This window comes from Brevundimonas sp. NIBR10 (assembly GCF_027912515.1).
Classification (GTDB): Bacteria; Pseudomonadota; Alphaproteobacteria; order Caulobacterales; family Caulobacteraceae; genus Brevundimonas.
Genome location: NZ_CP115464.1, coordinates 55,366 through 68,098, shown reverse-complemented (window position 1 = coordinate 68,098; position 12,733 = coordinate 55,366). Strand labels below are relative to the sequence as shown.

At 68.9% G+C, this 12,733-nt stretch carries 14 protein-coding genes; 10 read left to right on the top strand and 4 right to left on the bottom strand.

Features of this window, described 5'->3' with window-relative positions:
* The first annotated feature begins 22 nt into the window (after positions 1 to 22).
* Positions 23 to 874, top strand: a complete 852-nt coding sequence (gene dinD / locus O5K39_RS00345) for a DNA damage-inducible protein D (RefSeq protein WP_271145321.1) — start codon at positions 23 to 25, stop codon at positions 872 to 874.
* A 186-nt stretch (positions 875 to 1,060) separates the two neighbouring features.
* On the opposite strand, the gene O5K39_RS00340 is transcribed toward dinD, so the two are convergent.
* Positions 1,061 to 1,996: a DUF3883 domain-containing protein gene (locus O5K39_RS00340; protein ID WP_271145320.1), complete on the bottom strand. Its 936-nt coding sequence runs from the start codon at positions 1,994 to 1,996 to the stop codon at positions 1,061 to 1,063.
* A 168-nt stretch (positions 1,997 to 2,164) separates the two neighbouring features.
* Here O5K39_RS00340 and O5K39_RS00335 point away from each other — a divergent pair, with 168 nt between their 5' ends.
* The 3 genes from O5K39_RS00335 (at position 2,165) to O5K39_RS00325 (ending at position 4,385) form a co-directional block, all read left to right on the top strand.
* Positions 2,165 to 2,734 carry a hypothetical protein gene (locus tag O5K39_RS00335; RefSeq protein ID WP_271145319.1) on the top strand — a complete coding sequence of 190 codons (570 nt, stop codon included), beginning with the start codon at positions 2,165 to 2,167 and terminating at the stop codon, positions 2,732 to 2,734.
* Positions 2,735 to 2,825: 91 nt separating this feature from the next.
* Positions 2,826 to 3,551 carry an acetoacetyl-CoA reductase gene (gene phbB / locus O5K39_RS00330; protein ID WP_271145318.1) on the top strand — a complete coding sequence of 242 codons (726 nt, stop codon included), beginning with the start codon at positions 2,826 to 2,828 and terminating at the stop codon, positions 3,549 to 3,551.
* Positions 3,552 to 3,626: 75 nt separating this feature from the next.
* Positions 3,627 to 4,385, top strand: coding sequence for a DUF4908 domain-containing protein (locus tag O5K39_RS00325; RefSeq protein ID WP_271145317.1), 759 nt, complete (start codon positions 3,627 to 3,629; stop codon positions 4,383 to 4,385).
* Here O5K39_RS00325 and gloB read toward each other — a convergent pair.
* Positions 4,382 to 5,110 (bottom strand): hydroxyacylglutathione hydrolase, encoded by a 729-nt coding sequence (gene gloB / locus O5K39_RS00320; RefSeq protein ID WP_271145316.1) that lies wholly within the window; start codon positions 5,108 to 5,110, stop codon positions 4,382 to 4,384. The genes O5K39_RS00325 and gloB overlap by 4 nt on opposite strands.
* Before the next feature lie 50 nt (positions 5,111 to 5,160).
* On the opposite strand from gloB, the gene O5K39_RS00315 reads away from it, so the two are divergent.
* The 5 genes from O5K39_RS00315 (at position 5,161) to O5K39_RS00295 (ending at position 9,923) form a co-directional block, all read left to right on the top strand.
* Positions 5,161 to 5,895, top strand: coding sequence for a methyltransferase domain-containing protein (locus O5K39_RS00315; protein WP_271145315.1), 735 nt, complete (start codon positions 5,161 to 5,163; stop codon positions 5,893 to 5,895).
* A 33-nt stretch (positions 5,896 to 5,928) separates the two neighbouring features.
* Positions 5,929 to 6,441 carry a histidine phosphatase family protein gene (locus O5K39_RS00310; protein ID WP_271145314.1) on the top strand — a complete coding sequence of 171 codons (513 nt, stop codon included), beginning with the start codon at positions 5,929 to 5,931 and terminating at the stop codon, positions 6,439 to 6,441.
* Positions 6,438 to 6,785, top strand: a complete 348-nt coding sequence (locus O5K39_RS00305; RefSeq protein ID WP_271145313.1) for a DUF952 domain-containing protein — start codon at positions 6,438 to 6,440, stop codon at positions 6,783 to 6,785. Before O5K39_RS00310 ends, O5K39_RS00305 begins: the two co-directional genes overlap by 4 nt.
* Complete coding sequence (locus O5K39_RS00300) at positions 6,782 to 7,822, top strand: quinone-dependent dihydroorotate dehydrogenase (protein WP_271145312.1); 1,041 nt, start codon at positions 6,782 to 6,784, stop codon at positions 7,820 to 7,822. The genes O5K39_RS00305 and O5K39_RS00300 overlap by 4 nt, the downstream gene beginning before the upstream one ends.
* 64 nt (positions 7,823 to 7,886) lie before the next feature.
* Positions 7,887 to 9,923 (top strand): ATP-binding protein, encoded by a 2,037-nt coding sequence (locus O5K39_RS00295; protein WP_271145311.1) that lies wholly within the window; start codon positions 7,887 to 7,889, stop codon positions 9,921 to 9,923.
* A 163-nt stretch (positions 9,924 to 10,086) separates the two neighbouring features.
* On the opposite strand, the gene O5K39_RS00290 is transcribed toward O5K39_RS00295, so the two are convergent.
* Entirely contained in the window at positions 10,087 to 10,569 is a 483-nt protein-coding gene (locus tag O5K39_RS00290; protein WP_271145310.1) for a peroxiredoxin, read from the bottom strand.
* Between the two features lie 133 nt (positions 10,570 to 10,702).
* Here O5K39_RS00290 and O5K39_RS00285 point away from each other — a divergent pair, with 133 nt between their 5' ends.
* Positions 10,703 to 11,269 (top strand): YqgE/AlgH family protein, encoded by a 567-nt coding sequence (locus tag O5K39_RS00285; protein WP_271145309.1) that lies wholly within the window; start codon positions 10,703 to 10,705, stop codon positions 11,267 to 11,269.
* Here O5K39_RS00285 and O5K39_RS00280 read toward each other — a convergent pair.
* Positions 11,266 to 12,690 (bottom strand): cyclopropane-fatty-acyl-phospholipid synthase family protein, encoded by a 1,425-nt coding sequence (locus O5K39_RS00280; RefSeq protein WP_271145308.1) that lies wholly within the window; start codon positions 12,688 to 12,690, stop codon positions 11,266 to 11,268. The two genes, O5K39_RS00285 and O5K39_RS00280, sit on opposite strands and share 4 nt — an antisense overlap.
* Positions 12,691 to 12,733: the final 43 nt, after the last annotated feature.

The following is a 12,733-nucleotide window of genomic DNA, read 5'->3' as shown; positions in this document are numbered from 1 at the left end:
CCGTGTCCGCGATAGTCGCTCGATGACCAACATCGCCCTTCCGCATGGCAACGCGTTCGAGTCGATCCGTCATGAGGACGAGGGTGCGGAGTATTGGCTGGCGCGGCAGCTGGCGCCGGTGCTGGGCTATCAGGACTACCGGAACTTCCTGTCGGTGATCGAGAAGGCGCGGGTGTCGGCATCGGCGGCGGGGCTCGATCAGGCGGACCATTTCGGTGACGTCACCAGAATGGTCGATCTGGGGTCGGGCGCGCAGCGCGAGGTCGCCGATGTCCGGCTGTCGCGCTATGCCTGTTACCTGATCGTCCAGAACGGCGATCCGTCCAAGCCGGTGATCGCGGCGGGCCAGACCTATTTCGCGGTCCAGACACGGCGGCAGGAAATCGCGGACGATCCGGCGTTCGGGGCGCTGTCGGAGGACGGGCGGCGGCTGATGCTGAGGCGCGAGATGGCGCAGCACAATACGGCGCTGGCCTCGGCTGCGCGACAGGCCGGGGTCGAGACCGGCCTCGACTATGCGGTGTTTCAGGATCACGGCTATCGCGGCCTGTACGGCGGGCGGACCATGCGCGACATCCATGCGCTGAAGGGCCTGAAGAAGAGCCAGAAGATCCTGGATCACATGGGCTCGACCGAACTGGCGGCGAACCTGTTCCGCGCCACCCAGGCCGAGGACAAGCTGAGGCGGGACGGGGCCAGCACCAAGGGGCAGGCGAACGACATCCATCATGCGGTGGGCCGGAAGGTTCGCCGCACGATCGAGGAATTGGGCGGGACCATGCCCGAACAGCTGCCGACTCCGGAGACCAGCATAGGGCAGCTGGAACGGGCCAAGGCGAAGGCGTTGAAAGGCCCGTCGGGCGAGGGGGCGTGATGGACCGGGCGTGCTGGGGTCAGGCCGTGGATCGGCTGTTGAAGCGGGACTGGTGCATCGGCGTCGGGGATGCAGGGATCGATGACGCGCAACTGGACCAACATTGGCGCGACGGGGCTACGCCGGCTGAGTTCGTCACGTGGTTTGCCGAGAAATACGATTTGATCCGGTTCGAGCCGCGTCCGATCAGAAGGCTGCCCGCCAGTTCTCGGCCTCCAGCGTGACCGAGGCTTCCAGCGGCGGGGGCAGGACGAACAGGCCCGGCGCGGCCGACAAGTCGTGCAGGCGGTAGAGACGCCAGTTATCGGGGCGTTCCATGGAGACCTCGCGCTCGGTGCGGGTCAGCCAGAAGGGGGTAGTGGGGCCGCCTCGGGTGGCCTTGACCTCGATCAGGCGCTCGGAGCCGGTGGGGTCGAAACTGCGGATGTCATAGCCCGCGCCGTCGCCGCGTTCCTGGCTGGTCCATTCGATGCGGCGGGCGAGGTCGGGGCGATCGGCGGCGATCAGGCGGGCGCGTTCATGGTGGAAGACCTGTTCCTCGCCGAGGCGGCCCAGCGTGCGGTTGGCATGGTCGCGGGCGGCGGGATCGTATTTACGAACGAGGCGGGCGAGGCCCTCCGGGCGTGGGGTGCGGGGCGGGCCGGGGGGAGGGGCCTCGGTCAGGGTGAGGGTTCGAATCCTACCCGCTGAGTCAAAGGTTGCGGCGGGTTCGGAGACTCCACGGACAGACCGGGTCGCCCCCTCCGTCACGTCGCCAAGCGGCGACGCTCCACCTCCCCATCGCTGCGCGACGGGGAGGAGATGGTCGTCGCGAAGCACCTCCGGGTGGGTTGTGAGGTGACGGTCGATGGCGTCGAAGATGGCGGCCTGGTAGTTGGCGAGGGGGCGATAGCCGCGCACGGTCGGCAGACCCAGTTCGGCGGCGACGGCCGAGATGTTCATGTGCTTGAACTCGACCGAGCGGTGGCTGCGGCCGGTCCGCTCCATCAGGGCGCGGGCGCGGTGGGCCTTGACGAAGGGCTGGGCGGCGGCGTCGAGGGCCAGCATGGCGAAATAGTCGACGACGATGGCGTCGAGCTCGTCGGGGCCCCAGTCGGTTCCGGTTTTCGTTGCGTCGGCCACGGCGTCTCCCGAAGGCGAAGGTGGCACGGGCGGGTCGGCGTGACCAGGCACCCTCGGCGGCTCGCCAATCCCCCTCGACCTGACGACAATCCCGGTCGCATCGCCTTACGGGTCAAGGCATCGGGCGGGGCGAAGTCTCCGCGTTCGGGGGTGGCTTATGCTGCCCGCATGACCACCGCAGCCTCTTCCATCGCCGTCGACCGGCCCGCCCACTATCGTCTCGGGGACGAGACCTGGGCGTTGATCCTGAAGGAGTATCGGGAGGGGGCGACGGCGCCGTTTCTGTCGCGGAAGTGGCGGGTGTCGGTGCATGCGATCAGGAAGCGCGCGACCCGGCATGGATCGACCAAGCGGGACTGGGGCGACGCGCAGGCGATCGGGCAGGCGCTGGCGCGCGAAGCCGAGCTGGAGGAGGCGCGGCGGAATGCGCCCGAGGCCGTGGCGGCGCGGCTGTTCGTCGGGGTCGACCTGGGGGACGACGAGGGGGATGCGGGGGTGCTGGCGCGGGTGGCGCTGCTGGCGTCCGGGCGGGCGATGAAGGGACGGTTGTGGGCCGAGGCCAAGGCGCTCGCCGGTCTGGCCGAGAGCTATCGCCGGTTGGGTGAGCGTGAGCAGCGGTGTGGCCCCGATGACGCGGAGGCCCGGGCCAGGACCGACGCGGCCACGCTCTTCGTAGCCCGGCACCTCGGCATCAACCCGTGGCCGGACGAGGCCGAAGACCCCGATCACCCTGCGTAACACCGCTTTCGGCGCAACGTCCGGTGGGCTAGGGTTTTTAGGAACCAGGCGGGGCGTCAGACCGCGCCGGCATAGGACAGGAAAACGCAATATGGCTCGAGTGGCTCTGGTGACCGGCGGGACGCGCGGCATCGGCAAGGCGATCGTACAACGCCTGAAGGAAGACGGCATGGCCGTGGCGGCCGGGTACTCGGGCAACACCGAGGCGGCCGAGGCGACGGCGCGCGAGCTGGGCGTCATGGTGGTCAAGGGCAATGTCGGCTCGTTCGAGGACTGTGCCCGCGCCGTGGCCGACGTCGAGGCCGAGCTGGGCCCCATCGACGTCCTGATCAACAACGCCGGCATCACCCGCGACGGCTTCTTCCACAAGATGAGCTCGGAACAGTGGTCCGACGTGATCCGCGTCAATATGGACAGCGTGTTCAACATGACACGCCAGGTGATCACCGGCATGCGCGACCGGAACTTCGGCCGCATCGTCAACATCTCTTCGATCAACGGCCAGAAGGGCCAGGTGGGCCAGACCAACTATTCCGCCGCCAAGGCCGGGATGATCGGGTTCACCAAGGCGCTGGCGCTTGAAAACGCTCGCAAAGGCGTGACCGTCAACTGTATCGCGCCCGGCTATATCGACACCGAGATGGTGGGGGCCATGGACCAGAAGGTGCTGGACGCCATCATCGCCCAGATTCCCGTCGGCCGCCTGGGCAAGGGCGAGGAGATCGCCGACATGGTGTCCTGGCTGACCGGGGAGCGTGCCGGATATGTCACAGGCTGTACCCTGAGCCTGAACGGCGGCCAATATCTGGTCGGCTGAGCCCGGCCTGCCCCAAAACCGCCGTGTGGCGATCGCATCCGTGAGGGCATGAGGTTCACACGGCGAGAGACGGCTTTGACGCCCGCTCCGGCGACGATGGCGTTCGCCGTGGTCGTCGGCGTCGTGCTGGCCTGTGGCTCGGTGGCGACACCGGTCGAGGCCCAGGTCCGCAGCAACGCCCAGGCCGAGCAGAACCGGTCCATCCCCCGCCCCAACCGGACCCAGCCGCCGACCGGCCGCTATGTGTCCGAGAGCGGCGAGACCTTCATCTTCGACCGGTCGGGGGCGCGGCCGCTGTTCCGCTTCCAGAGCCGCAACGAGGTCTGGGCCCTGCGGCCCAATGCGGCGCCGCGCGGGGACATCATCTATCGCAACGACGGCGGGGCCCAGGTTCTGAGGGTGACGCCGGACGGGGGGGTGACCCTGTATTCGGCGCGGGCGCCGAACGGTTCGCCCGCCTCGATGGCCGGACCGGCGCCGGCGCTGGAACGGCCGATGCTGGGGCCGGTGGCCCTGGCCAATCTTATGTACCAGCGCAGTTCCGCCATCAGCCGCGCCCTGGGCCGTCTGGTCGTGGTCCAACTGGACGGCGAGCGGGACGAGGCCCTGTGCGTCGACGCCCTGATGGTCTCGACTGACGCGGTGCTGCGCATGGCGGGGTCGCCGACGACGCGGGCCCAGCTGAACGGACTGCAGTCGGTGACGATCACCGAGGGGCGGGCGGCCTCGGTCGCCTATGTCAACGGCGACCTGCGCGTCACGGTGCATCCGAACCAGGGGATCACCGGCCGCCCGTCCTCGACCCGGATCATCCAGGCCGTGGTCCGCGACTAACCTTTGAAAGCGTCCTTGGCGGCGCGGCGGGCGGCGAAGTCGTCGGCATCGCGCGCGCGCAGGAACGGGTTGAACGCCTTTTCGACCGACAGGACCGTGGGCTCGGTGAACTCGCCCCGCTCGCGCATGGCGAAGATCTCGGCCGCGTGGTCGGCCATCTCGGGCCGGTCGTCGATTGACAGGGCGAAGCGGGCGTTGGCGGCGGTGTATTCGTGGGCGCCGTACAGGACCGTCCGGTCGGGCCAGGCGGCGATGGCCGACAGGCTGGACCACATCTGCTCGGCCGTGCCCTCGAACAGTCGCCCGCAGCCGAGCGGGAACAGGGTGTCGCCGACGAAGGCGATGGCATCCGCTGTCGAACGATACAGGATATGCCCCAGGGTATGGCCGGGGGCGGAGGTGACCTCGAACCGGGTCTGGCCCAGCATGACGAGGTCGCCGCCGGTGACGACCTGATCGACGGTTGCGATGCGGCGGACCTCTTCCGGGCCGATGATGCGAGCACCGGTCGCGGCCTGGATTGCGGCGTTTCCGCCGGCGTGGTCGGGGTGCCAGTGGGTGTTCAGGATCAGGTCGAGCCGGCCCCAGCCGAGCCGCTCGAGTTCCGCCAGGATGGCGTCGCCGTCCGGGGTGTCGACGGTGGCGACCTGGCCCGTCGCATCGTCCCGGAGCAGGAAGGCGTAGTTGTCGCTGAGGACCGGGAAGATGTGGACGGTCAGGGCCATGGGGTTTCTCCGGGCGACGGGGTGAGGGTGTTTAGCATATAGTGCGCCCCATGCGTCGCAGCATCGAGGATCTTCGCGCCTTCTATGGCGAGCCTACTGGAGCGCTGGTGCGCCGGCTGGTGGCGCGGCGGCTGGATGACGCCTGGGGCGAGGCCGTGGGCAGCGACATCCTGGGGATCGGCTATGCGACGCCGTGGCTGGACGCCTTCGTCGGGGCGCGCCGGATCGTGGCGGCCATGCCGGGCGGGCAGGGGGTCGAACTCTGGCCCGCCGCCGGGCGCAACCGCACCCTTCTGGTCGACGAGAAACGCCTGCCGTTCGCGGCGGGGGCCTTTGACCGGATCCTGCTGATCCATGCGCTGGAGGAGGCCGACGATCCGGCGGCCCTGCTGACCGAGGCGGTGCGGGCCATGGCCCCGGCGGGGCGTATCATCCTGGCCGTGGCGGCCCGGGGCGGCCTGTGGGCGCGGGCGGAGGCGACGCCGTTCGGTCATGGGCGGCCGTTCACACGCCGTCAGCTGGAGCGGCTGGTGCGTCAGGTGGGGCTGGAGCCGACGGCCTGGTCCCAGACCCTGTACACGCCGCCCTGGACCCCTTTGCTGGGGCTGGCCGACGGGATCGAGCAGATGGGCGGGATGGTGGCGCCGGGGGCGGCGGGGCTGATCCTGCTGGAGGCCTCGCGCCAGGCCTATGCGCGAGTGCGGCCGTCGGGATCGGCGGCCAAGGTCAGGGTCGCGTCGCCCGATCTGGTCCCCCAGCCCGCAAGTCGCAGGCCGGAGTTCTAGGCGCGGGCCTGATTCGTGGGCTAAAGCCGATCCATGCACCGCCTCATTCTCATGCGACACGCCAAGACCGAACGGGCGGCGGCCTCGGGCCACGACCGCGACCGTGCCCTGACCGCGCGGGGACGGGAGGATGGCCTGCTGATGGGGCGGGTCCTTTTCGAGAAGGGACTGCGGCCCGATCTGGCCCTGGTCTCGTCCGCGACCCGCACGCGCCAGACCTGGGATCTGTTGCAGGAGGCGTTCGGCGACGTCGAGGTGCGGCTGTTGCCCGACCTCTACAACGCCACGGCCGATGTGATCCGCCGCTTCGTCGAGGGCGCCGAGGACGAGGCGGGATGCCTGCTGGTGCTGGCCCACAATCCGGGAATCCATCTGCTGGCGCATGAATTTCTGGTCGAGAGCGCGGCCTCGCCCAGCGTGCTGGACCGGATGGCGGCGGGCTTTCCCACCGCGGCGGCGGCGGTGTTCGAGGTCGATGTCGCGGGCCGCTGCGCCTACGACGGCTATCTGACGCCCAAGGCCTTCGGCGGCGGCGCGGACGAATGAGCGAAACCACGGCTTACAAGATCATCGCGGCCCAGGAATGGGACGGCATCGTCGCGGACGGTGCCTATGCCGGGTCGGAGGTCGACCACGCCGACGGCTATATCCATCTGTCGACCGGGGATCAGTTCGCCGAGACGGCGGGCAAGCATTACGCCGGGCGCGCCGACCTGATGTGTCTGACCGTGGACCTCACGGCCCTGGGTGAGACGGTGGTGTGGGAGCCGTCGCGGGGTGGCCAGCTGTTCCCGCACATCTATGGGCCGCTGCCGATCGCGGCGGTGACGGGGCGGCGGGGGTTCGGCGTCGGGACGGACGGGGCCGTGCAGTTCGAGGATGCGGCGTGAGCCTGTCCGATCTCGGCGCGGCGGCCCTGCGGCGGCTCGATCCCGAGGATGCGCACGGCTGGGCGATCACGGCGCTGAAGACCCTGCCCCTGCCGCGGGCCAGGGCGGATGACCCGATCCTGGCGACCCGGATCGCCGGGCTGGACCTGAGCAATCCGGTGGGACTCGCGGCCGGACTGGACAAGAACGCCGAGGCCTTGAGGGGGCTTTCGCGGCTAGGGTTCGGCTTCATCGAATGCGGCTCGGTCACGCCCCTGGCCCAGGCGGGAAATCCCCGTCCGCGTCTGTTCCGCCTCAGTGAGGATCGGGCGGTCATCAACCGAATGGGGTTCAACAATCGCGGGCTCGAAGCCTTTGCGGCAGGGCTCGCCGACCGGCCGCCGGGCGTGGTCGTGGGCGGCAATCTGGGGGCCAACAAGGATACCGAGGACAAGGCGGCGGACTATGTCGCGGACCTGCAAAGGCTCGATGGCCTGGCCGACTATTTCACGGTCAATATCTCGTCGCCCAATACGCCGGGGCTGCGTGCGCTCCAGGGGCGCGAGGCGCTGGACGACCTGCTGGGCCGGGTCGCGGAGGCGCGGGGTGCAGACGGCGGGCGTGCGCCGGTCTTCCTCAAGATCGCGCCCGACCTGACCTCGGCCGAGGTCGGAATGATCGTCGAAGCGGCCCTGGCGCACGGGATCGACGCCCTGATCGTGTCGAACACCACCCTGGAACGACCGGGCCTGACGTCGCCGGATGCCGGACAATCGGGGGGGCTGTCGGGGGCACCGTTGAAGCCGTTGGCCCTGGCCGCGCTGCGTGCGGCGGCGGAGGCGGCGGCGGGGCGTCTGCCCCTGATCGGGGTCGGCGGGATCGCGTCCGGCGAGGACGCCTATGCGCGGATCCGGGCGGGTGCGGCGGCGATCCAGATCTATTCCGCCCTGGTCTATGAAGGGCCCGGACTGGTCGGCCGGATCAAGCGCGACCTGGCCGCGCGCCTGCGCGCCGACGGCTTTGCGAGCACTTTCGAGGCCTCGCGCGCCGGTCGTTGACGGAGCGTTAGGGCCGCTCCGCCATACTGCGTCCAGGTGGCCGAAATGGCCGGTGAGGACGCGCATGACGGAGGTCACGATCCAGACGACCGCCGACAACTGGGCCGAGGCCGTGCGTCAGCGCCGCAAGGCCTTGCTTCAACGCATGGGCATGGGGGCCGCGACGGCCCTGATCTTCACCCCGATCCTGGGGTGGACCGTGTCGATTCCCTGGGTCGTCTTCTATTTCGCCGTTCAACTCGTCGACGCCATGATCTTCGCGCCGATCACCAAGACGACCGTGGGGCGGATGCCGCCCTGGCGCATCGCGCTGGGCGGTCTGATCCTGTTCATGAACGCGGCCAGTTTCGGCAGTCTGTCGGTGATCCTGTGGCTGACCGGCGGCGTCATGGGCGGTGTCTGCGCCTCCATCGTGCTCGCGTCCGGGTCCATCTATGCGGTGGTCAACTCGCCGCGTTCGGCCACGGTGCTGGCCCTGACGATCACGCCACAGTTCCTGTATCTGCTGGCCACCCCGATCCTGATGACGCTGCACGGCGCCGCGCCCAGCTTCGTCACAGCCTCAGTGATCGCGATCTGCGTCTTCGGCGCCTATTGCCTGTCGACCTGGCGCAGTATCGAGAAGGCTTACATCTCGGAGAACCACGCGCGCCGGATCGCCGAGGAACGTCGCGAACAGGCCGAGGCGACGCTGGCCGGCCGGTCGGCCTTCCTGGCTGCGATCGGCCACGACCTGCGCACCCCGATCGGGGCCATCCTGACCGGTTCGGCCGAGATGGACCGGGTCGCCACCGACGCCAGCGCGCGCGCCCACGCCGCCCTGATCACCGACGCCGGCCTGATGATGAAGGCGCTGCTCGACAACCTTCTGGACCACTCCAAGCTCGACGCCGGACGGATGACGGTGGAGGCCGAGGATTTCGACCTGCGCGCCATGCTGGCCCAGACCCTGCGTCTGTGGACCGGTCCGGTGCGGGCCAAGGGGCTGAGCATGCGGGTCGAGGGGGCCCGCGACATGCCGGCCATGGCGCGCGGCGATGCGATGCGTCTGCGCCAGATACTGAACAACCTGATTTCCAACGCCCTGAAGTTCACCGAGACGGGATCGGTCACCCTGCGGCTCAAGGCCTGGCCGGAAGAGCCCTCGGGTCACGCCCTGCTGATCGAGGTCGCCGACACCGGCCCCGGGATGACGCGCGACCAGATGGCCCGTCTGTTCGCCGCCTTCGACCAGACGGCAGACGGGATCAGCGCGCGCCATGGCGGCAGTGGCCTGGGCTTGTCCATCAGCCGCGAACTGGCTTCCCTGATGGGCGGTCGGCTGACCGCGCGCAGCGCGCCGGGCGAGGGAGCCTGTTTCACCCTGTCGCTGGTCCTGGGCGAGGCGACGCATGAGATTTCCGCGATGGCGCCGCTGGATGCGGAGACCCGCGCCGACATCTCCGCCGACCTGATCGCGGCCTCGCGCGCGGCGCAACGGCGGGTGGCAGCGCCGGTCGCTGTCGTTGAGCCCGTCAAGGCCGAGGTGACGTCACAGGCCCTGCCCGCAACGGCCGCTTCGCCGAGCCTGGACGAGATACTGGGTCAGCTCGGAGGGCCCGATGTGGTGCCGGCGGCTCAGGTCGAGCCGGTGGCGGCCGCCACCACAATCGAGGCCGCTCCGACCGATGTCGAGGACAAGGATGCGGATCGGCCTCTGCGGGTTCTGGTGGTCGATGACCACGACATCAATCGCCGCGCCGTCGAGCTGATCCTGACGCCGCTAGGCTGCGACATTGCCACGGCGGCCGACGGGATGGCGGCGTTGAGACTGTGCGAGGTCGAGGCCTTCGACGTCATCTTCATGGATGTGCGGATGCCCGAACTGGACGGCCGCGAGACGACCCGACGGCTGCGCGCGGGCGGCGGGATCAATGCGGATGTGCCCGTGATCGCGGTCACGGCCGACACCAGCCCCGACGATGTCGCCGCCTGTATGGCGGCCGGAATGACCTATTTCGTGTCCAAGCCCCTGACCCCGCCGGCCCTGCTGGGTGCCCTGCAAAAGGTGCTGTCGGCCGGCGCGGATCAGGACGATGCCGTGGAGACCGTAGCGGCCTGAGTTGTAGGGTTCCTGTCGCTCCGGTCCGACACCGTGTCGCCCCCTCCGTCTCCTCGCCAAGAGGCTCGGATCCACCTCCCCATCGCTGCACGACGGGGAGGAGAACGCGCTCAAGCAGCGAGCGACCGCGTCGCGAGCGTTAGCGCGGCGCGAAGCGCCCCAACTAAAGCTGCGCCAGCAGATGCTCGGCGGCGGAGACCTTGAACTCGCCGCCCTGTTCGATGTTCAGCTCGGTAACGACGCCGTCCTTGACCAGCATCGAGTAGCGTTGCGACCGCTCGCCCATGCCGAAGCCGCGCGCGTCCAGCGTCAGGCCCACCGCGCGGGTGAAGTCGCCCGAACCGTCGGCCAGCATGAGGATATCCTCGGCACCGTCCGTGGCCTTGGCCCAGGCACCCATGACGAAGGGATCGTTGACCGACAAACAGGCGATGGTGTCCACGCCCTTGGCCTTGAAGTCCGCGCCGTTGTCGACATAGCCGGGCAGGTGGCGGGCCGAGCAGGTCGGGGTGAAGGCACCGGGGACGGCGAACAGGGCGACGGTCTTGCCCTTGAAGATCTCGTCGGTGGTGATCGGCTTGGGGCCTTCCGCCGTGGGGGTGCCGAGGGTGGCGGTGGGGATGGTGTCGCCGATCTGGATGGTCATGGAAGGCTCCGGGGGCTTTGAGGGTGTGAGAAGGGGTCGCGGACCGCAGATAGGCGCGCCCGATCCCGCCGCCAAGCCCGCGAACGCCCCATCACGCCTTGCGAAACGCCGGAGGGGCGCCAATCATACGGTCATGGCTGAATTCGACTCGCTCGTGGGACGGTTGCTGGTGGCGATGCCCGGCATCGGGGACCCGCGTTTCGAGCACGCAGTTATACTGGTCTGCGTGCATGAGCCGGGACACGCGATGGGCCTCAGGCTCGACCGGCCTGCGCCGATGGTCGATCTGAAGTCCGTGCTCTCGAAGCTGCAGATCCCGGCGCCCGACAGTGCGGCGGGCCGGCCGGTACTGGTCGGCGGGCCGGTGGACAAGGAGCGGGGCTTCGTCCTGCACACCGACGACTGGATGAACCGCGACACCAGCGTGCCCTTCGTCGACGGCCTGGCCATGACCGGGACCCGGGACGCGTTGATAGCCATGACCGATGTGGCGGGACCGAAACGCTCGACCCTGCTGCTGGGCTATGCAGGCTGGGGCGAGGGCCAGCTGGAGGACGAGCTGGGCGAAAACGTCTGGCTGACCGCCGACGCCGACATGGACGTCATCTTCGATGAGGCCCACGAGACGAAATGGGCGCGCGCGCTCGCCGGCCTGGGCGTCGATGCGGGAATGCTGTCGGGGCAGGCGGGTCGGGCCTAGGCTTTCGGCTTCCTCGGCCGGGTCGCCTTGGCGATGGCGTCGACGACCTTGGTCTTGAGACTGCGCTTGACGGCGGCGACCGGCGTCTTGACCACGGCGGGCGACTTGCGCGGTGCATAGAGGCTGGCGCGATCAAGCGGCAGGCCGGACGGGCCGGGACGGCGCTTCTGGGCTACGGTCTGATAGACCAGCACCGATCCGCGCTCGAAGCTCTTCTTGAACAGGGCGAAATAGATCAGCCACAGCCGGGTGCGGGCCTCGCCGACCATGGCATAGGCGTCCTCGCGCCGGGCATAGAGCCGGTCCTCCCAGTGTTTCAGTGTCAGTTCGAAATGCTCGCGCATGTCTTCGACGTCCAGGGTTTCGAAGCCGAGACGGCCCAGGTTGGTCACCGTCATGCCGATGGTGTCCAGCTCGCCGCCGGGGAAGATGAAGCGGGTGATGACCTTGGTGGTGTTGGTGGCCTTGATCGGGTTCAGCCCGCCGCGCCGCACCGAGGCCTGGTGGAAATACAGGCCGCGCGGTTTCAGCAGCCGCTTCATCTCCAGGAAGTGGCGTTCGTGGTTGGCGAAACCGACGTGTTCGAACATCTCGACCTGGCTGATCGCGTCATATTCGCCGACGACGTCGCGGTAGTCCTTGAGCTCCAGGGTGATCTTGTCGGACAGGCCCTCGCGCTCGACCTTGGCGCGGCCGTAGTCGAGCTGCGCCTGGGACAAGGTCACGCCGTGGACGGTGACGCCGTAGTTTTTTGCCGCCCAGCACGACAGGCCGGCCCAGCCGCAGCCGACGTCGAGCAGTTTCTGGCCCGGCTGGAGACGGAGCTTGCGACAGATCCGGTCCAGCTTCTCTTCCTGGGCGGCTTCCAGCGTCGCGTTATGGTCGGTGAAATAGGCGCTGGAATAGACCATCTCCGGATCCAGGAAGATGGCGTAGAAGTCGTTGCCGACGTCATAGTGGAACTGGATGAAGTCCTTGTCGCTGCGGCCGGCCTTGTCGGCGCCGATGCCGTCGTTGCCGGTCTTGTCCCATTCGGGCAGCTGGGTCGCGCCGGCGTCCGAGCCGTCGAACAGGAAGGGCAGGGCGGCCTTGGCGATCAGTCCCTTGTCGGCGCGTTTGGCCAGGTGGATGGCGCGACCGTGGTCCCAGCGGTCGGCGGCGTCCAGGGGCGATCCGCCCTCGATCCGCATGTCGCCGGTGGCGAACATCTCGAACAGGGTCATCAGGCCGGGCTTGAGCATCAGGCGGCGCACCGCCGACGGGCGGGCGATGACAATCTGGATGTCGTCGCGGGCGTTGGGCCCCAGCGGCAGGACCTCGCCGTTCCACAGGCGCAGGGACAGGTCGGCCTGAAGCAGGTCGGCGACATGGGCCGTGATGCGTCGCGCGGCGACCAGTCTCTTGTCGGTATCGGGGGTCATGCTGATATCTCTATGGCCTGACTGCTCTTTGCACGGTGGAGCG